Raw genomic sequence first — 19,663 nt, forward strand, 5'->3', positions numbered from 1 at the left:
AGAGTTTGCCGAGGTGGTGGAATTGGTAGACACGCTACCTTGAGGTGGTAGTGGCCATAGGCTGTAGGGGTTCGAGTCCCCTCCTCGGTACCAAACACAACAAGCCCGCTGAATGCGGGCTTTGTTGTTTCTAGGGCTTCAGTTGACCGGCGTGGCCGGGCACTGTATAGTTCATCTTCTTTGACGCGGGGTGGAGCAGTCTGGTAGCTCGTCGGGCTCATAACCCGAAGGTCGTAGGTTCAAATCCTGCCCCCGCAACCAGTTATGACAAAAGGCCCCTTTTCAGGGGCTTTTTGCTAGTTGGACAGTTTGTACCACTCTTGAAGGGTGGTTACCTACGGGATGGGCGCTTCGCCCATTTTTTGTTTGCACAGCATGCGGAGGCGATCAGGTGTCGAGCAAGCTAGAACAGTTGCAGGCCTTGCTGGCCCCGGTAGTCGAGGCACTCGGCTACCAGTGCTGGGGCGTCGAATTCATTTCCCAGGGGCGGCACTCGCTGCTGCGGGTCTATATCGATCATGCGGATGGCATCCTGATCGACGATTGCGAAAAGGTCAGTCGCCAGGTCAGTGGCGTTCTGGATGTGGAAGACCCGATTTCCGGCGAATACACCCTGGAAGTATCTTCACCGGGAATGGACCGCCCCTTGTTCACCCTCGAACAGTTCGCCGCCCATGTCGGTGCGCAGGTGAAGATCCGGCTGCGCTCGCCCTACGAGGGGCGACGCAATTTCCAGGGCGTGTTGCGTGGCGTGGAAGAGCAGGACGTGGTGGTCCAGGTGGATAACCATGAATACCTGCTGCCGATCGAGTCGATCGACAAGGCCAACATCATTCCCAGTTTTGATTGAGGCGCGGATCCGCGGATCCCAATGGATTGCGAAAGGCGAGGCGTACGATGAGCAAAGAAGTACTGCTGGTAGTAGAGTCGGTCTCCAATGAAAAAGGAGTGCCGCCCGGCGTGATTTTCGAAGCGCTGGAGCTGGCCCTGGCCACTGCCACCAAGAAGCGTTACGAGGACGAGGTCGACGTGCGAGTGTCGATCAATCGTCACAATGGCAATTACGAGAGCTTCCGCTGCTGGACGGTGGTCGACGAGGAGGCCCTGGAAAATCCGGCGGCCGAGTTGACCCTGGCCGAAGCCCGCGAGAAGAAGGAAGACGCCAAGGTCGGCGACGTGATCGAAGAGAAGATCGAGTCGATCGAGTTCGGACGCATCGCCGCGCAGACCGCCAAGCAGGTCATCGTGCAGAAGGTGCGCGAGGCCGAGCGTGCCCAGGTGGTCGACGCCTATCGCGAGCGGGTCGGCGAGATCATCTCCGGCACCGTGAAGAAGGCCTCCCGCGACAACGTCATCGTCGATCTGGGCAACAACGCCGAGGCGCTGCTGTCCCGCGAGCACATCATTCCGCGCGAATCCTTCCGGGTCGGCGCCCGTGTGCGTGCCCTGCTCAAGGAAATCCGCAGCGAGAACCGCGGCCCGCAGCTGATCCTCTCGCGCACCGCGCCGGAGATGATCATCGAGCTGTTCCGCATCGAGGTGCCGGAGATCGCCGAGGGCCTGATCGAAATCATGGCGGCCGCCCGCGATCCGGGTTCGCGCGCCAAGATCGCCGTGCGTTCGAAGGACAAGCGCATCGACCCGCAGGGCGCCTGCATCGGCATGCGCGGTTCGCGCGTGCAGGCGGTGTCCGGCGAGCTCGGCGGCGAGCGCGTCGACATCGTGCTGTGGGACGACAACCCGGCGCAGTTCGTGATCAACGCCATGGCTCCGGCCGAGGTGGCGGCGATCATCGTCGACGAAGACACCCACACCATGGACATCGCGGTCGCCGAGGACAACCTGGCCCAGGCCATCGGTCGCAGCGGCCAGAACGTGCGACTGGCCAGTCAGCTGACCGGTTGGACCCTGAACGTGATGACCGAGGCCGACATCCAGGCCAAGCAGCAGGCCGAGACCGGCGACATCGTGCGCCTGTTCGTCGACGAGCTGGGCGTGGACGAGGAGCTGGCCGAGGTGCTGGTGGAAGAAGGCTTCACCACTCTGGAAGAGATCGCCTACGTGCCCATGGAAGAGATGCTGAGCATCGAGGGCTTCGATGAGGAGATCGTCAGCGAGCTGCGTTCCCGTGCCAAGGATCGTCTGCTGACCAAGGCGATCGCTACCGAAGAAAAGCTCGCGGATATCCACCCGGCAGATGACCTGCTGGAGCTGGAGGGCATGACCAAGGAGCTGGCTGTCGAGCTGGCCCTGCGTGGCGTGCCGACCCGCGAAGACCTGGCCGAGCAGTCGATTGACGACCTGCTCGAGATCGACGGCATGACTGAAGAACGTGCCGGCAAGCTGATCATGGCCGCCCGAGCCCATTGGTTCGAGTAAGTGGTCGCGGCCTGAGGAGAGAAGTGCATGACGCAAGTCACGGTGAAAGAACTGGCCCTGGTGGTCGACACACCGGTAGAGCGCCTGCTGCAGCAAATGCGTGAGGCAGGTCTGCCGCACAGCCGCGCCGAGCAAGTAGTGACCGACGAAGAGAAGCAGAAGCTATTGGCGCACCTGAAGAGCAGCCACGGTGAGAAGCTGGAAGAACCCAGCAAGATCACCCTGAAGCGCAAGACCACCAGCACCCTGAAGGTGGCTGGGAGCAAGACCATCAGCGTCGAAGTGCGCAAGAAGAAGACCTTCGTCAAGCCGGAAGCGGTCACGACGGTGGTCGTCTCCAAGCGCGAGCCGGAAGAGCCGCGCGTGGCCGAGCCGCGCGCCGTCGCCGAGCAGCCCGCTGCTGAAGCGGCGCGTCCGAAGGCCGAGGCGTCCGCAGCAGCTCCGGCTGCGGCCGCGCAACCCGCCGCGCGCCGCATCGATGATGCCGAGGAAGCCCGCCTGCGCGCCGTCGCCGCCCGTCAGGCCGCCGCCGAAGCGGCTGCCGCCGCACAGGTCGAGGCGGCCAAGCCGGCTGCCGCCGAACGCGCCAAGGAAGAGGCGCGCCGCGCCGCCGCGCCCAAGCGCAACGAGGATGACGAGCGTCGCGATCGCAAGCATGCCCAGCATCGTCCGTCGCTGAAGGAGAAGGAAAAGGCTCCGGCGCCGCGTAGCGTGGTGCGCAGCGGTGGCGAGGACGAGGACGGTTTCGGCCGTCGCGGTGGCCGCGGTGGCAAGGGTAAACTGAAGAAGCGCAACCAGCACGGCTTCCAGAGCCCGACCGGTCCGATCGTGCGCGAGGTCACCATCGGCGAGACCATCACCGTGGCCGAACTGGCCGCGCAGATGGCGGTCAAGGGCGCCGAAGTGGTCAAGTTCATGTTCAAGATGGGCTCCCCGGTGACCATCAACCAGGTGCTCGACCAGGAAACCGCGCAGCTGGTGGCCGAAGAGATGGGGCACAAGGTCAAGCTGGTCAGCGAGAATGCCCTGGAAGAGCAACTGGCCGAGTCCCTCAAGTTCGAGGGCGAGGCCGAGTCGCGCGCGCCGGTGGTTACCGTCATGGGTCACGTCGACCACGGCAAGACCTCGCTGCTCGACTATATCCGCCGCACCAAGGTGGCGACCGGCGAAGCGGGTGGCATCACCCAGCACATCGGCGCCTACCACGTGGAAACCGATCGCGGCATGATCACCTTCCTCGATACCCCCGGCCACGCAGCGTTCACCCAGATGCGTGCCCGTGGTGCCAAGGCCACCGACGTGGTCATCCTGGTGGTGGCGGCCGACGACGGCGTGATGCCGCAGACCCAGGAAGCCGTGCAGCACGCGAAGGCGGCTGGCGTGCCGATCGTGGTCGCGGTGAACAAGATCGACAAGCCGGACGCCAATCCGGACAACATCAAGAACGGCCTGGCCGCGCTGGATGTGATCCCGGAAGAGTGGGGCGGCGACGCACCGTTCGTGCACGTATCGGCCAAGGTCGGCACCGGCATCGACGAACTGCTCGAAGCGGTACTGCTGCAGGCCGAAGTCCTCGAGCTGAAGGCCACTCCGTCGGCGCCTGGCCGTGGTGTGGTGGTCGAATCGCGTCTGGACAAGGGCCGCGGTCCGGTGGCCACCGTGCTGGTGCAGGACGGTACTCTGCGTCAGGGCGACATGGTGCTGGTCGGCGTCAACTATGGCCGCGTACGCGCCATGCTCGACGAGAACGGCAAGCAGATCAAGGACGCCGGCCCGTCGATTCCGGTGGAGATCCTCGGCCTCGACGGCACCCCGGATGCCGGCGACGAGCTGACCGTGGTCGCCGACGAGAAGAAGGCCCGCGAAGTCGCACTGTTCCGTCAGGGCAAGTTCCGCGAGGTCAAGCTGGCCCGTGCGCATGCCGGCAAGCTGGAAAACATCTTCGAGACCATGGGTCAGGAAGAGAAGAAGACCCTCAACGTGGTCCTCAAGACCGACGTGCGTGGCTCCCTGGAGGCCCTGCAAGGCTCGCTGGAAGGCCTCGGCAACGAGGAAGTCCAGGTGCGCGTGGTCGGCGGCGGCGTCGGTGGCATCACCGAGAGCGACGCCAACCTGGCGCTGGCTTCCAATGCGGTGATCTTCGGCTTCAACGTCCGTGCCGACGCCGGCGCACGCAAGATCGTCGAGCAGGAAGGCCTGGACCTGCGCTACTACAACGTCATCTACGACATCATCGAGGACGTCAAGAAGGCGCTCACCGGTATGCTCGGCAGCGACGTGCGCGAGAACATCCTCGGCATCGCCGAAGTGCGTGACGTGTTCCGTTCGCCGAAGTTCGGCGCCATCGCCGGCTGCATGGTGCTGGAAGGTACCGTCCATCGCAACCGTCCGATCCGCGTGCTGCGCGACGACGTGGTGGTCTTCGAGGGCGAGCTGGAGTCGCTGCGCCGCTTCAAGGACGACGTCGCCGAAGTGCGTAACGGCATGGAGTGCGGTATCGGCGTGAAGAGCTACAACGACGTCCGCGTCGGCGACAAGATCGAAGTCTTCGAGAAGGTCCAGGTAGCGCGCAGCCTCTAAGCGCCAGCGAGTGCTGCAAGCGCCAAGCCGGAAGCTCCTGTAGGATGCTTCCGGCTTGTGCGTTTCGGCTTCAGCGTTTTTTACGGATTACAGTCATGGCCAAAGAATACAGCCGCACCCAGCGGATCGGTGACCAGATGCAGCGCGAGCTCGCGCAGCTGATCCAGCGCGAGATCAAGGATCCGCGCCTGGGCCTGGTGACCCTGACCGGCATCGATGTCAGCCGCGACCTGGCCCATGCCAAGGTGTTTTTCACCGTGATGGGGCAGGACGACAACGCCGAGAAGATCGCCCTCAACCAGGAGATCCTCAAGGATGCCGCCGGTTACCTGCGCATGCTGCTCGGTCGCGCGATCAAGCTGCGTACCATTCCGCAGCTGCATTTCCTCTACGACGAGAGCGTGCGCCGTGGCGCCCAGCTGTCGGCGCTGATCGAGCGTGCGGTGGCCGAGGACCGTCGTCACCACGACGCGGACGAGGAGTAAGGCGTGGCTCAGGTGAAACGCATTCGCCGCGCGGTCAGCGGCATCCTGATTCTCGACAAGCCGCGCGGCTTCAGTTCCAACGCCGCGCTGCAGAAGGTGCGCTGGCTGCTCAACGCCGAGAAGGCCGGGCACACCGGCAGTCTCGATCCGCTGGCCACCGGCGTGCTGCCGCTGTGCTTCGGCGAGGCGACCAAGTTCTCCCAGTACCTGCTCGACGCCGAGAAGGGCTACGCCACGGTCATGCACCTGGGCGTCACCACCACCACCGGCGACGCCGAGGGCGAGGTGCTCGAGCGCCGCGAGGTGAACTTCGATCGCGAGCAACTGGAGGCCCTGCTGCCGCGCTTCCGCGGGCAGATCCAGCAGGTGCCGCCGATGTACTCGGCGCTGAAGAAGGACGGCCAGCCGCTGTACAAGCTGGCGCGCGCCGGCGAGGTGGTGGAGCGCGAGGCGCGTTCTGTTACTATTGACCGGCTCGAGCTGACCCGCTTCGAACCGCCGTTCGCGGATCTGGCAGTGAGCTGCAGCAAGGGCACCTACATCCGTACCCTGGTCGAGGATCTCGGTCAGGCGCTGGGCTGCGGGGCGCACGTCGCCGAACTGCGGCGCACCCAGGCCGGGCCGTTCACCCTGGAGCAGGCGATCAGCCTCGACGAGCTGATCGCCGCCCACGAGCAGGGTGGCGCCGAGGCCCTGGATCGATTCCTGCTGCCGGTGGACTGCGGTCTGGAGCACTGGCCGGCGGTGCAGCTGTCGGAGCACAGCGCCTACTACTGGTTGCACGGGCAGCCGGTGCGGGCCCCCGAAGCGCCGAAGTTCGGCATGCTGCGGGTACGCGATCACGAGGGGCGCTTCATCGGTATCGGTGAGGCGACCGACGACGGGCGCATTGCGCCGCGTCGACTGATTCGGTCCTGAGGACCGGACGAGGGTGGCTGTCAGCAGGCACGGTCACTCCTCCATTCATGAAAACGGGGTACTTCCCCGGCCTGTTACCTCAGAGGAAAGTCCATCATGGCACTGAGCGTTCAAGAGAAAGCCCAGATCGTTAACGAGTACAAGCAAGCTGAAGGCGATACCGGTTCTCCGGAAGTGCAGGTTGCCCTGCTGACCGCCAACATCAACAAGCTGCAGGATCACTTCAAGGCCAACGCCAAGGACCACCACAGCCGTCGTGGTCTGATCCGCATGGTCAACCAGCGCCGCAAGCTGCTGGACTACCTGAAGGGTAAGGACACCACTCGTTACAGCGCCCTGATCGCGCGCCTGGGCCTGCGTCGCTAAGACGTGGCTCGCCGAAGCCGGGAGCTGGCGGATCGGTGCGGCAGGCGGGCCTTGGCCCGTCTCCGCACCGGGGCGCCGGCTCCCGGTTTTCCCAGGGCATCCACGAAAGGCCGCGGCAGTCGCCTTTCGTAGATGACTTGCGGAGCGCCGCAGCACGCGACTCCCAGCTCCACCGATTTCCCCCAAGGCAACATAGAGAAGGAAAACACCGTGAATCCGGTTACCAAGCAGTTCCAGTTCGGTCAGTCGACCGTCACCCTCGAGACCGGGCGCATCGCCCGCCAGGCCTCCGGCGCCGTGCTGGTGAAGATGGACGGCGTCAGCGTCCTGGTCACCGTGGTCGCCGCCAAGCAGGCCGACCCGGGCAAGGGCTTCTTCCCGCTGTCCGTGCACTACCAGGAGAAGACCTACGCCGCCGGCCGCATCCCGGGTGGCTTCTTCAAGCGTGAAGGCCGTCCGAGCGAGAAGGAAACCCTGACCTCGCGCCTGATCGACCGCCCGATCCGTCCGCTGTTCCCCGAGGGCTTCCTCAACGAAGTGCAGGTCGTCTGCACCGTCGTTTCCACCGACAAGAAGAGCGATCCGGACATCGCCGCGATGATCGGCACCTCGGCTGCCCTGGCCATCTCCGGCATTCCGTTCCAGGGCCCGATCGGTGCCGCCCGCGTCGGCTACCACGACGAGCTGGGCTACATCCTCAATCCGACCTACGAGCAGCTGCAGAGCTCGCGTCTGGACATGGTGGTCGCCGGTACCGAAGACGCCGTGCTGATGGTCGAGTCGGAAGCCGAGGAGCTGACCGAAGACCAGATGCTGGGCGCCGTGCTGTTCGCCCACGAAGAGTTCCAGAGCGCCATCCGTGCCATCAAGGAATTCGCCGCCGAAGCCGGCAAGCCGGCTTGGGACTGGCAACCACCGGTCGAAAACACCGTCCTGCTGGATGCCATCCGCGCCGAGTTCGGCGAGGCCATCTCGCAGGCCTACACCATCACCGTCAAGCAGGAGCGCTACGGCCGCCTCGACGAGCTGCGCGACCAGGTGATCGCCCGCTTCGCCGGTGAAGGCGAAGGCCAGTTCCCGGCTGGTGAGGTCAAGGACGCCTTCGGCCTGCTCGAATACCGCACCGTGCGCGAGAACATCGTCCACGGCAAGCCGCGTATCGACGGTCGCGACACCCGCACCGTGCGCCCGCTGAAGATCGAAGTCGGCGTGCTGGACAAGACCCACGGTTCGGCGCTGTTCACCCGCGGCGAAACCCAGGCCCTGGTGGTCGCCACCCTCGGCACCGCCCGCGATGCCCAGCTGCTCGACACCCTGGAAGGCGAGCGCAAGGACGCCTTCATGCTGCACTACAACTTCCCGCCCTTCTCGGTCGGCGAGTGCGGCCGCATGGGCAGCCCGGGCCGTCGCGAGATCGGCCACGGCCGTCTGGCCCGTCGTGGCGTCGCCGCCATGCTGCCGAAGCAGGACGAGTTCCCCTACACCATCCGCGTGGTGTCGGAAATCACCGAATCCAACGGCTCCAGCTCGATGGCCTCGGTGTGCGGTGCTTCCCTGGCACTGATGGACGCCGGCGTGCCGGTCAAGGCTCCGGTGGCCGGTATCGCCATGGGTCTGGTCAAGGAAGGCGACAAGTTCGCCGTGCTGACCGATATCCTCGGTGACGAAGACCACCTCGGCGACATGGACTTCAAGGTGGCCGGCACCGACAAGGGCGTCACCGCCCTGCAGATGGACATCAAGATCAACGGCATCACCGAAGAGATCATGGAGATCGCGCTGAACCAGGCTCTGGAAGCGCGTCTGAACATCCTCGGCCAGATGAACCAGATCATCGCCAAGCCGCGTGCCGAGCTGTCGGAAAACGCCCCGACCATGCTGCAGATGAAGATCGACTCGGACAAGATCCGCGACGTCATCGGCAAGGGTGGCGCCACCATCCGCGGCATCTGCGAAGAGACCAAGGCCTCGATCGACATCGAGGATGACGGCAGCGTGAAGATCTACGGTGAGACCCGCGAAGCGGCCGAAGCGGCCAAGCAGCGCGTGCTGGCGATCACCGCCGAGGCCGAGATCGGCAAGATCTACGTCGGCAAGGTCGAGCGCATCGTCGACTTCGGTGCCTTCGTCAACATCCTGCCGGGCAAGGACGGTCTGGTGCACATCTCGCAGATCAGCGACAAGCGCATCGAGAAGGTCACCGACGTGCTCAAGGAAGGCGAGGAAGTGAAGGTGCTGGTGCTGGACGTGGACAACCGCGGTCGCATCAAGCTGTCGATCAAGGACGTGGCGGCGGCGGAAGCCTCCGGCGTCTGATTTCGACAGCCATGCTGCAACAGAAAAGGCCCCGCGGGGCCTTTTCTGCTTTCTGCGGCAGCGCGCCCCGGATCAGCGCCGGCGCTGGCTGTCGACCTCGACCAGGCGGTTGCCCTCGAAGCGCAGGAAGTAGTACATGCCGTTGCGCGGTCCGTAGCTCCACTCCTCGACTGGCACCAGCTCGAAGCGGCCGTAGGCGTCGGTGCGCTCGCGCAGGCCGATCTGGTCGCGGGTGGCCGGTTCGCCGCATTTGCGCAGCACCTCGTCGGCCCGATCTCCGGTGGTGACCAGCTGGCTCTGGCAGCGCAGGCTGCCGGCATACAGCGGCGGGGCGATCAGCAGCAGGATCAGGCAAAGATATCTGGGCACGTGCGAACCTCGTGGATGGTCAGGGCAGGCGGGGCCGCCGACGGTGTCGTTTCAGCTTACTCGCTGTCCAGGTGCAGGGGAACGTTGACCAGGCCGTCCGCCGCGGTAGCTTCGCTGCTGCCGACCTCGAGCAGGTAGATGCGCTCGTCGGCCAGTCCGCCTTGCTCCACCAGCCAGGCCTTGATCGCCCGGGCGCGGTCCTGGGCCAACTGGCGTTGCAGCAGCGGGCTCTGCGCCCAGGAGGCGAGCACCGCCTGCTGCAGGCGCGCGGCGCGCTCGGGCTTCTTCAGCTCGCGCCACTCGGCCGGCGGCTGCTGCTTCAGGCGGGCGCGGTAGATGCCCTCCAGCAGCACCGCTTTCATGTCCTCCGGCACCTCGATCTGACTGGCCTCGGCCGGCACCTTGTCGCCGCGGCGCTGCAGCATGCGGTACCAGGTGTCCTGGTACTCGCGGGCCAGGCGCCGCTCGGCCAGCGGTGCGCCATCGACCGCAGCCACGCTCATGCCCTCCACCTCCAGGCGCAGCTCGGGCTTCTGTTGCAGGGCCTGGCCCAGCTTGGCGAGGTTGTCGCGCGCGGCTTCGCTCAGTTCGCTGGAGCCGGCGGCGAAGGGCACCTTGTCCAGCTCGGCCTCGCTGCCGTTGGCCAGGCCGGCGATCAGCTTGAAGGGCGCCTGCACCGCGCGCAGTACCAGGTTGCGCAGGGTCTGCCAGACGATCGGTACCACGCTGAACTGGGGATCGTTCAGATCGCCCTGCACCGGCATGGCGATGTCGATGTTGCCTTCGGTGTCCCGCAGCAGGGCGACCGCCAGGCGTACCGGCAGGTCGGTGGCGCTGGGACTGTCGACCCGCTCGCCGAGCTGCAGATCCTCCAGCAGCACGCGGTTCTCGGCGTCCAGCTGGCCCTTGCTGATGCGGTAGTGCAGGTCCAGGTTGAGCCGGCCCTTGCGGATCTTGTAGCCGGCGAACTTGCCGGCGTAGGGCGTCAGGGTGGTCAGCTCGACGCGCTGGAAGCGGGTGGCGATGTCCATCTGTTCCAGCGGCGAGAAGGGCGTCAGGCGGCCCTTGATGCTCACCGGCGCATAGCGGTCGACCTTGCCGCGGATGTCCACGCTGGCCGGCTTGTTCGACTGGTTGTCGAGGGTGCCGATGCTGCCGTTGAGCTGCTGGATGGCGGTGGCGAAGTCGGGGGTCAGCGAGAAGTCGGCGAAGTTGGCGGAGCCGTCCCTGATCTCGATGCCGCCGATCAGCAGGTGCAGCGGCTTGCCGGGCTGCGCCGCTGCGGGGGCGGGCGGCTGTGGGATCAGCAGCTCCTTGACGTTGGTACTGAGATCCTCGTTGATGATGAAGCGGGCGTAGGGTTGCTGCAGGCGCACCCGGTCGATGCGCAGCTGCTCGCCGTGGCGGTAGTCGAGACCGTCGAGGTCGAGGGTCTGCCACCTGACGAAGTCGCGCTCCTTGATGGTGTCCAGCGTGTGCAGGCGGTTCACCGCCGCCGTGCCGGATGCATGCAGCGCCAGCGGCGTGACGCCCTGCAGGTCGACGGCAAGGTCGGCATCCAGCTCGCCGCTGCGCAGCTCGAGGCGCACGAACGGGCTGAGATAGGACTGCGCCAGGCGCAGGTCGAGCGCGCGGGCCTGCACCTGCAGCTGGCCGGACAACGGCTGCAGGCGCAGCGTGCCGGCGGCCTGCAGGCGTCCGCCGGCGCCGATGCCGCCGGCCAGCCGGAGCCGCCAGGGCTGCTCGCCGCTGCTGGTCACGTCCTGCAGGTCGAGATCCAGCGGGCCGACCTGCAGCGGTACCGCCGGCGAGACGGCGCGGTCCTCCAGGTGGGCGCGCCAGTCGCGCAGCTGGGTGTCCTTGAGCAGCACCTGCCAGGGGCCGGTGGGTGCCGCACCGGGCGCCTCACTGGCGTTGGCGTCTGGCGGCGTGGCTGCGGCGAGCGGTTGTGGCGCGCTGTCGGTGGCCGCCGGTCGAAGCTGCGCCAGTTGCTGCTCCAGCAGCACCTGCCAGTCGAGCCGGCCATCCGCTTCGCGTGCGCCCCAGGCCTCCAGCCCCTGGCTGCGCAACTGGCCGATCACCGCCTGGCGTGTGGCCAGGTCCGCCGAGATGTCGCTGGCCTCCAGGCTGGCCAGGGTGAGCAGCGGTTGCGTCGAAGGGCGGTGCAAGCGGAGGGCGGCCAGAGCGAACCGGCCATTACCCAGGCCCAGTTGGCCAGGAGCCAGCTCCAGGCGCTCGGCGGCCATCTCCAGGCGGTCGAGATCGAGAAGCGGCTGACCGTCCGCCTGGCGCAGGCGCAGCGTCGAGAGTTGCACCTGACCGTTGGCCAGCTGCAGATGCAGTCCGTCCTTCAGATCCAGGCGGAACTCGCTGGCCACGTCGGCCATGCCTTCCGCCAGCTCCAGCGCCACCAGGCGGCGGACATAGGGCCACCAGGTGGGCAGGCCGATGTCGGTCACGTCCAGCCGGCCTTCGACGTGCAGCGGCTGCAGCGCCAGCTGTCCCTGCAGCGCCAGGTTGGCGCCGCTCGAGCCGCTGGCCGTGAGGCTGAACTCGCCGTTGTCTTCGGCGCGGGTACCGAAACGCTGCAGCTCGAGATCGAGGGAGTCGTAGCGGAGTTCGACCGGCGGCTGCGGGCGTTCGTCGAGCAGGTGCAGGCTGCCGCCGCTGAGCAGCAGGCGGTCGACGTACAGCGGGAACGGCTCGTCGGCGGGCGGCTCGGGAGTGCCGTCGGCTGCCGGCAGCTGGAACAGGCGCAGCAGGTTGAACGGCCGGTCGGCGGCGAACAGCAGCTCGACATGCGGGCGCTCCAGCTGCAGTTCGCGCAGATGCAGCGCGCCCTGCCAGAGGCTGTCGACCTGCAGGTTGGCGTAGAGGCGGGCGAAGGCCAGCTCCTCGCTCCCCGGCGCGCCGATGCGCAGCTGGTGCAGCGTCAGCTCCAGGCTGAACGGGTTGAACTCGATGCGCTCGAGCCGGGCTGGCAGCGTGGCGTATTCGGCCAGTTTCTGGTTGACGATCTTCAGTCCTGCCCAGGGCAGCAGGAAAAAGCCGAGCAGGGCATAGAGCAGGGGGGCGAGTACCACGGCGGCGAGGCCGCGTTGCAATCCTTTGGACATGGCCGGGCGCTTCTGTCAGGGCGGTGAACTGCCCTGGAGTATGGCATGTCCGGCCGCTCGCGAACCTTGCGGAGGCCGGCAGTTTGGCTGTTGCCGGCCCCGGAGAAGGAGGTCAGAAGCGCAGGATCAGGGTCTTCAACGGCGGCCGCTGGTCGAAGGAGGGGAAGTCGGCGGCCGGCGGCAGCACCTCGACCTCGCGCACCGCGCGGCCGCTCTTGCTGGCGCAGCGCAGCACCTGTTCCTGCCAGTCGGCCAGCTCGACCTTGGCCAGGTTGTTGCAGCACACCAGGGTGCCGCCCTCTGCGGTGGCCAGCAGCGCCGGCTTGAGCAGGCTCTGGTAGTCGCGCAGCAGGTCGACGGTACCGAAGGCGCTGCGCGCCCAGGCCGGCGGGTCGAGGAACACCAGGTCGAACTGCTCGGCGGACAGGCGCGGATAGCTCGGCAGACGCTGCCCGCGGCGGTGCGCCACCGGCAGGCCGGCCAGCTGGCGGATGGCCGGGAAGTAGTCGGACTGGATGTAGCGCATGGGCGGCAGGTGGGGATTCAGCGCGGCATTCTCGCGGCCGACCGCCAGGTTGCCCTCGGCGAAGTCGAGGTTGGTCACGCTGCGCGCGCCGCCGGCCGCGGCGCACAGGCCGACGCCACAGGTGTAGGCGAACAGGTTGAGCACCGACTTGCCGGCGCTGTGGCGCCTGACCCAGCCGCGGGCGTTGCGCAGGTCGAGGAACAGCAGCGGGTCCTGGCCAGGATGGCGCGCGCGCACCCGGTAGCTGAGGTCCCACTCGTGGCCGACCAGATCGGCCAGCGCCTCGGGGGCGGCCTGGTACACGGGGTCGCTGCGGTCGATGCGCGAGTTGTTCTGCGAGCGGTCGTTGTAGACCGGCAGCAGCGCAGTGGCGAGGGCCTCGGCGCAGGTGGCGAACAGCTCGAGCAACGCCTCGCGCTCCAGCGGCTGGTGGAAGCTCTGCACCAGCAGCTGCGGACCGTAGCGGTCGACGGTCAGTCCCGGCGCGCCTTCCTGGCTGCCGTGGAACAGGCGGTAGCAGTCGGTGCCCTGCTCGTGCAGCTCGGCGAGCAGGGGCTGACGGCGGGCGAGGGCGGCGCGCAGCGCCTGGTGCAAGGCGGACATGGCGCGTCTCCTCGGTTCAAGGGGCGGGCAGTTTAGCAGCCCGGCGTGCCGCGCGCCCCTCGCGTGCGGCTCAGCGCAGCAGCCGGGTCGCAATCAGCTGCTCGACCACCGACGGATCGGCGAGGGTCGAGATGTCACCGAGGTTGTCCAGCTCGTTGCAGGCGATCTTGCGCAGGATGCGCCGCATGATCTTGCCCGAACGGGTCTTCGGCAGGCCGGGCGCCCACTGGATCAGATCGGGGCGGGCGAAGCCGCCGATCTCGCGGGCCACCAGTTCGGCCAGCTCCTGGCGCAGCGGCTCGCTGGGCTGGGCGTCGCTCATCAGGGTGACGAAGGCGTACACGCCCTGGCCCTTGATGTCGTGCGGATAGCCGACCACCGCCGCCTCGGCCACCGCATCGTGCAGCACCAGCGCGCTTTCTACCTCGGCGCTGCCCAGACGATGGCCGGAGACGTTGAGCACGTCGTCGACCCGCCCGGTGATCCACCAGTCGCCGTCCTCGTCGCGGCGCGCGCCGTCGCCGGTGAAGTAGTAGCCGGGATAGGGCTTGAAGTAGGTGTCGAGCAGCCGCTGGTGGTCGCCGTAGACGCTGCGGATCTGGCTCGGCCAGCTGCCCTTGAGCGCCAGCATGCCGCTGCCGGGACCCTGGATCTCGCGGCCCTGTTCGTCGAGCAGCACCGGCTGCACACCGAAGAACGGCCGGGTCGCCGAGCCGGGCTTGAGGGTGGTGGCGCCGGGCAGCGGGCTGATCATGATCGCGCCGGTTTCGGTCTGCCACCAGGTGTCGACGATCGGGCAGCGGCTGTCGCCGACCACGTGGTAGTACCACTCCCAGGCCTCGGGGTTGATCGGCTCGCCCACCGAACCGAGTAGGCGCAGGCTCGCGCGCGAGGTACGGCGCACCGGCACCTCGCCCTCGCGCATCAGCGCGCGCAGGGCGGTCGGCGCGGTGTAGAAGATGTTGACCTTGTGCTTGTCGACCACCTGCCAGGGGCGCGAGGCGTCCGGATAGGCGGGCACGCCCTCGTACATCAGGGTGATGGCGCCGTTGGCCAGCGGGCCGTAGACGCCGTAGCTGTGCCCGGTGACCCAGCCGACGTCGGCGGTGCACCAGAACACCTCGCCGTCCTGGTAGTCGAACACGTACCTGTGGGTCATCGCCGCGGCCAGCAGGTAGCCGCCGGTGCAGTGCAACACCCCCTTGGGTTTGCCGGTCGAGCCCGAGGTGTAGAGGATGAACAGCGGATCTTCGGCGTCCATCGGCTCGGCCGGGCAGTCGGCATCGACCTGGCCAAGCAGCTCGTGGTACCAGTGGTCGCGCCCGGCCAGCCAGTCGATGCCGGCATGGCTGTGGGCGACCACGATCACCCCGGTCACGCCCGGACACTCCTGCAGGGCGCGGTCGACGTTGGCCTTCAGCGGGATGTGCTTGCCGCCGCGCACGCCCTCGTCGGCGGTGATCACCAGCCGGCAGTCGGCGTCCTGGATGCGGTCGCGCAGGGCGTCGGGGGAGAAGCCGCCGAACACCACCGAGTGCACGGCGCCGATGCGCGCGCAGGCGAGCATGGCGCAGGCCGCCGCGGGAATCATCGGCAGATAGATGCACACCCGGTCGCCCTTGCGGATGCCGAGCAGCTTGAGCGCATTGGCCAGCCGGCACACCTGTTCGTGCAGTTCGCGGTAGCTGAGGTAGCGCGACTGCGCGGGATCGTCGCCTTCCCAGATGATCGCCGTCTGCTCGCCGCGCGTGGCCAGGTGGCGGTCCAGGCAGTTGTAGGCGGCGTTCAGTTGGCCGCCGCGGAACCAGCTGGCCTGGCCGCGGCGGAAGTCGCCATGGTGCACGCTGCGCCAGGGCTTGAACCAGTCGAGGAACTGGCGGGCCTGCTCGGCCCAGAACTGCTCGGGATGGTCGATCGATTGGCGGTACAGGCGCTGGTAGTCTTCGGCGTGCAGCCAGGCATGCCGGTAGGCGGCTGCGGCGATCGGATGGATCTGGATGTCGAACATGGCGGATCTCCTGCGAGGCTGTCCGCGACGTTCTTCAGCGTGGACCCGGTTCGGGTGTGCTGCAAGGGCGACCCGCCGTACGGACGGGTCGCCGGGCTGCGGTCAGCCGCGATGGCGGGCGCGGAAGTAGTCGATCAGCCCCTGGGTCGAGCCGTCGGCGGCGGGACTGGCGTCCTGGCCGGTAAGGCGACCATAGAGGTTCTTGCCGAGCTCCTTGCCCAGCTCGACGCCCCACTGGTCGAAGGCGTTGATACCCCAGATCACGCTCTGCACGAACACCTTGTGCTCGTAGAGGGCGACCAGCGCGCCGAGACGCTGCGGGCTGACCCGCTCGAGGACGATGGTGTTGCTCGGCCGGTTGCCGGGGATCACCTTGTGCGGCGCCAGACGCTGCACCTCGGTCTCGGCCAGGCCCTGGGCGCGCAGCTCGGCCTCGGCTTCGGCGAGGGTCTTGCCGCACATCAGCGCCTGGCTCTGCGACAGGCAGTTGGCGAACAGCCACTGGTGGTGGTCGGCGACCGGGTGGTAGCTGGTCACCGGCACGATGAAGTCGGCCGGGATCATCAGGGTGCCCTGGTGCAGCAGCTGGTGATAGGCGTGCTGGCCGTTGCAGCCGACCCCGCCCCAGATCACCGGGCCGGTGCCGCAGTCGACCGGAGTGCCGTCCTGGCGCACGCGCTTGCCGTTGGACTCCATGTCCAGCTGCTGCAGATGCTGGTTGAAATTGCGCAGGTGGTGGTCGTAGGGCAGGATCGCGTGGCTCTGCGCGCCCCAGAAGTCGCCGTACCAGACGCCGAGCAGGGCCAGCAGCACCGGCATGTTCTGCTCGAAGGGCGCGGTGAGGAAGTGGCGGTCCATCTTGTAGGCGCCGGCCAGCAGTTCCTTGAAGTTGCCCATGCCGATGGACAGGGCGATCGGCAGGCCGATCGCCGACCACAGCGAGTAGCGCCCGCCGACCCAGTCCCACATCGGGAAGATGTTCTCCGCGGCGATGCCGAACTCGACCGCCGCCTTGCGGTTGCTGGACACCGCGATGAAGTGGCGGTGCAGCTCGCTTTCGCTGCAGCCCTGGGCGAGCACCCAGCGCCGCGCGGCCTGGGCGTTCTTCAGGGTCTCCAGGGTGCCGAAGGACTTCGAGGAGACGATGAACAGGGTGGTTTCCGCGCGCAGGTTGGCGGTCACCTCGTGGAACTCGCTGCCGTCGATGTTGGCCAGGTAGTGGCAGCGCACGCCGCGCTGGGCGAACGGCAGCAGGGCCTCGGAGACCAGCTGCGGGCCGAGGAAGGAGCCGCCGATGCCGATGTTGACCACGTCGGTGATCGATTTCTCGGTGTGGCCGCGCCACAGGCCGTTGTGGATGCGCTGCACCAGCTCGGTCATCTGCCCGAGCACGCGGTGTACCTCGGGCATCACGTCGTCGCCGTCGACCAGTACCTTGTCGCCGATCGGGCGGCGCAGCGCGGTGTGCAGCGCCGGACGGCTTTCCGAGGCGTTGACTGGCTGGCCTTCGAACAGCGCCTCGATGGCCTGGCGCAGGTTCATCTGCTCGGCCAGCGCCAGCAGCTGGGCCAGGCTGGCGTCGTCGATCAGGTTCTTCGAGTAGTCGAGGAACAGCCCGGCCTGACTCAGCGAGTAGCGCTGGAAGCGCTGCGGGTCGTTGGCGAAGGCCTCGCGCAGGCTGAACTGCTGCATGCGCTCGCGCTGCGCGCGCAGGGCCTGCCAGGCGGGTTGGTGGGTGGCATCCAGCGGCTTGAGATAGTGTTCCATCGACGAACTCGGAGAAGCGTGATCAGGAGGCAGATGCGCCAAGCCCGGTACGGGACCGGGCTTGGCAACGGCGTGTCAGGAGGCTCAGGCGACCTGCACGGGAATCGCGTGGCTGGTATGGCTGAGCTCGTTGCCCGGCTGGAAGTACAGCATGTGCGGCTTGTGCTGGGCCAGCTCGGCCTCGCTGTACTGGGCATAGGTGCAGATGATCAGGCGGTGGCCGACGCCGGCCTTGTGCGCGGCGGCGCCGTTCACCGAGATCATCTTCGAGCCTTCCTCGGCGCGGATCGCGTAGGTGGTGAAGCGCTCGCCGTTGTCGACGTTGTAGATCTGGATCTGCTCGTATTCGCGGATGCCGGCCAGGTCCAGCCATTCGCCGTCGATGGCACAGGAGCCTTCGTAATCCAGTACGGCGTGGGTCACTTGGGCACGGTGCAGCTTGGCTTTGAGCATGATGCTATGCATGGCGGGTTCCTCGTCAGGCCGTGGCGTCGAGATCCACGAGCAGGTTGTCGATCAGCCGGGTAGCGCCCAGGCGGGCGGCGGCCAGGATCACCAGCTGGCGGTCGGCACTGCTGGCCGGCTGCAGGGTGAGCGGGTTGCGGATTTCCAGGTAGTCGGGCACGAAGCCGGCGTCCTGCAGGCGCACGCTGGCGTCGGCCAGCAGGGCGGCGTGGTCGCTGGCGCCGGCGCGCAGAGCCTCGGCCAGCTGGTTGAGGGTGCGGTACAGCTGCGGTGCGACGGCGCGCTGGCTGTCGTCCAGGTAGCCGTTGCGCGAGGACAGCGCCAGGCCGTCGGCGGCGCGCACCGTCGGTTCGCCGAAGATCTGGATCGGCAGGTTGAGGTCGCGCACCAGCTTGCGGATCACCGCCAGCTGCTGGAAGTCCTTCTCGCCGAAGATCGCCAGGTCGGGCTGGACCATGTGGAACAGCTTGGTCACCACCGTGGCCACGCCGTCGAAGTGACCGGGGCGGCTGGCGCCGCACAGGCCGGCGGAGACGCCCGGTACGCTGACGATGGTCTGACCGCTCATGCCGTCGGGATACATTTCCTCCACGCCGGGGGCGAACAGCAGGTTGCAGCCGGCTTCGAGCAGCTTCTCCTGGTCGGCGGCGAGGGTGCGCGGGTACTTGTCGAGATCCTCGCCGGCGCCGAACTGCAGCGGGTTGACGAAGATGCTGGCAACCACGAAGTCGGCGCGCTGGGCGGCCTTGGCCACCAGGGCAGCGTGGCCGGCGTGCAGGTTGCCCATGGTCGGTACCAGGGCGATGCGCTTGCCTTCGCTGCGGGCGCGGGCCACGGCGGCGCGCAGCTCGCGAACGGTCTTGACGGTGATCATGCGGAGAAACCGTGTTCGGGGGCGGGGAACTGGCCGCTCTTGACGGCCTGGGTATAGGCGGCCAGGGCATCCTGGATGCTGGTCTGGCCGGCCATGAAGTTTTTCACGAACTTGGCCGGGCGCGGGTTGAGGCCGAGCATGTCGTGGACGACCAGCACCTGGCCGTCGGTATCCACGCCGGCGCCGATGCCGATCACCGGGATGCGCACCGAGCGGGTGATCTCGGCGGCCAGCGCGCTGGGCACGCATTCGAGCAGCAGCATCGCCGCGCCGGCCTCCTCGAGGCTGCGTGCGGCTTCGCGCATGGCCTGGGCGCGGGCCTCGTCGCGGCCCTGGACCTTGTAGCCGCCGAACAGGTTGACCGACTGCGGGGTCAGGCCCAGGTGCACGCAGGCCGGAATGCCGTTGTCGGCCAGGCGCCGCACAGTCTCGGCCAGCCAGGCGCCGCCCTCGAGCTTGACCATGTGCGCGCCGGCGCGCATCAGCTCGGCGCTGCTGGCGAGCGCCTGCTCGACGGTGGCGTAGCTCATGAACGGCAGGTCGGTGAGGATCAGCGCGCCACGGTTGCCGCGCTTGACGCAGGCGGTGTGGTAGGCCATGTCGGCGACGCTGACCGGCAGGGTGCTGTCATGCCCCTGCAGGACGTTGCCGAGCGAGTCGCCGACCAGCAGCACCTCGACGCCGGCGGCGCAGGACGCGCTGGCGAAGGTGGCGTCGTAACTGGTCAGCATGACGATCTTCTCGCCATTCTGCTTGAGACCCTGCAGCGTGGTGAGGGTGACATCAGGCATCAAGAGTTCCTCGTTGGCGCACCACAAGCGTGCGCGGGCAAACGGCTACCTATAGTCCCGATGGGGGCAGGTGAAGTCAATTGCGCGGCTTTCCCACTGG

Annotated in this window: 15 protein-coding genes and 2 tRNA genes; 9 read left to right on the forward strand and 8 right to left on the reverse strand. The window is 67.3% G+C overall.

Annotated elements, in window-relative coordinates; translation table 11 throughout:
• Positions 1 to 7: 7 nt before the first annotated feature.
• From BLT78_RS19785 to pnp, 9 genes are all read left to right on the forward strand, one after another.
• Positions 8 to 93: transfer RNA gene (locus BLT78_RS19785), tRNA-Leu, on the forward strand.
• 91 nt (positions 94 to 184) lie between these two features.
• Positions 185 to 261 (forward strand) — tRNA-Met (locus BLT78_RS19790).
• Positions 262 to 391: 130 nt separating this feature from the next.
• Positions 392 to 850, forward strand: coding sequence for a ribosome maturation factor RimP (gene rimP, locus BLT78_RS19795; RefSeq protein ID WP_090351646.1), 459 nt, complete (start codon positions 392 to 394; stop codon positions 848 to 850).
• A gap of 47 nt (positions 851 to 897) precedes the next feature.
• Entirely contained in the window at positions 898 to 2,379 is a 1,482-nt protein-coding gene (gene nusA / locus BLT78_RS19800) for a transcription termination factor NusA (protein ID WP_090351648.1), read from the forward strand.
• Between the two features lie 27 nt (positions 2,380 to 2,406).
• Positions 2,407 to 4,959, forward strand: coding sequence for a translation initiation factor IF-2 (gene infB / locus BLT78_RS19805; protein WP_090351649.1), 2,553 nt, complete (start codon positions 2,407 to 2,409; stop codon positions 4,957 to 4,959).
• Between the two features lie 95 nt (positions 4,960 to 5,054).
• On the forward strand, positions 5,055 to 5,444 hold the full coding sequence (gene rbfA / locus BLT78_RS19810; RefSeq protein WP_090351651.1) for a 30S ribosome-binding factor RbfA: 390 nt from the start codon (positions 5,055 to 5,057) through the stop codon (positions 5,442 to 5,444).
• Between the two features lie 3 nt (positions 5,445 to 5,447).
• Positions 5,448 to 6,362: a tRNA pseudouridine(55) synthase TruB gene (truB, locus tag BLT78_RS19815; protein WP_090351652.1), complete on the forward strand. Its 915-nt coding sequence runs from the start codon at positions 5,448 to 5,450 to the stop codon at positions 6,360 to 6,362.
• A gap of 96 nt (positions 6,363 to 6,458) precedes the next feature.
• Complete coding sequence (rpsO, locus tag BLT78_RS19820) at positions 6,459 to 6,728, forward strand: 30S ribosomal protein S15 (protein WP_090351653.1); 270 nt, start codon at positions 6,459 to 6,461, stop codon at positions 6,726 to 6,728.
• Positions 6,729 to 6,938: 210 nt separating this feature from the next.
• Positions 6,939 to 9,044: a polyribonucleotide nucleotidyltransferase gene (gene pnp / locus BLT78_RS19825; RefSeq protein WP_090351654.1), complete on the forward strand. Its 2,106-nt coding sequence runs from the start codon at positions 6,939 to 6,941 to the stop codon at positions 9,042 to 9,044.
• Between the two features lie 72 nt (positions 9,045 to 9,116).
• On the opposite strand, the gene BLT78_RS19830 is transcribed toward pnp, so the two are convergent.
• The 8 genes from BLT78_RS19830 to panB all read right to left on the reverse strand — a co-directional run bounded on the left by BLT78_RS19830 (position 9,117) and on the right by panB (position 19,563).
• Complete coding sequence (locus BLT78_RS19830) at positions 9,117 to 9,413, reverse strand: DUF2845 domain-containing protein (RefSeq protein ID WP_090351656.1); 297 nt, start codon at positions 9,411 to 9,413, stop codon at positions 9,117 to 9,119.
• A 56-nt stretch (positions 9,414 to 9,469) separates the two neighbouring features.
• Positions 9,470 to 12,529, reverse strand: a complete 3,060-nt coding sequence (locus BLT78_RS19835) for a DUF748 domain-containing protein (protein ID WP_090351657.1) — start codon at positions 12,527 to 12,529, stop codon at positions 9,470 to 9,472.
• A 112-nt stretch (positions 12,530 to 12,641) separates the two neighbouring features.
• Complete coding sequence (locus BLT78_RS19840) at positions 12,642 to 13,658, reverse strand: class I SAM-dependent rRNA methyltransferase (protein ID WP_090351659.1); 1,017 nt, start codon at positions 13,656 to 13,658, stop codon at positions 12,642 to 12,644.
• A gap of 70 nt (positions 13,659 to 13,728) precedes the next feature.
• Positions 13,729 to 15,666, reverse strand: coding sequence for an acetate--CoA ligase (acs, locus tag BLT78_RS19845; RefSeq protein ID WP_090351660.1), 1,938 nt, complete (start codon positions 15,664 to 15,666; stop codon positions 13,729 to 13,731).
• 102 nt (positions 15,667 to 15,768) lie between these two features.
• The gene (gene pgi / locus BLT78_RS19850; RefSeq protein ID WP_090351662.1) at positions 15,769 to 17,433 is read right to left on the reverse strand and encodes a glucose-6-phosphate isomerase; all 1,665 of its coding nucleotides are present in this window, start codon (positions 17,431 to 17,433) and stop codon (positions 15,769 to 15,771) included.
• Between the two features lie 84 nt (positions 17,434 to 17,517).
• Complete coding sequence (gene panD / locus BLT78_RS19855) at positions 17,518 to 17,898, reverse strand: aspartate 1-decarboxylase (protein WP_090351663.1); 381 nt, start codon at positions 17,896 to 17,898, stop codon at positions 17,518 to 17,520.
• Positions 17,899 to 17,911: 13 nt separating this feature from the next.
• Positions 17,912 to 18,772 carry a pantoate--beta-alanine ligase gene (gene panC, locus BLT78_RS19860; RefSeq protein ID WP_090351665.1) on the reverse strand — a complete coding sequence of 287 codons (861 nt, stop codon included), beginning with the start codon at positions 18,770 to 18,772 and terminating at the stop codon, positions 17,912 to 17,914.
• Positions 18,769 to 19,563, reverse strand: coding sequence for a 3-methyl-2-oxobutanoate hydroxymethyltransferase (gene panB, locus BLT78_RS19865; protein WP_090351667.1), 795 nt, complete (start codon positions 19,561 to 19,563; stop codon positions 18,769 to 18,771). Before panB ends, panC begins: the two co-directional genes overlap by 4 nt.
• Positions 19,564 to 19,663: the final 100 nt, after the last annotated feature.

Origin of the sequence: Pseudomonas oryzae (genome assembly GCF_900104805.1) — a bacterium.
Lineage (GTDB): Bacteria > Pseudomonadota > Gammaproteobacteria > Pseudomonadales > Pseudomonadaceae > Geopseudomonas > Geopseudomonas oryzae.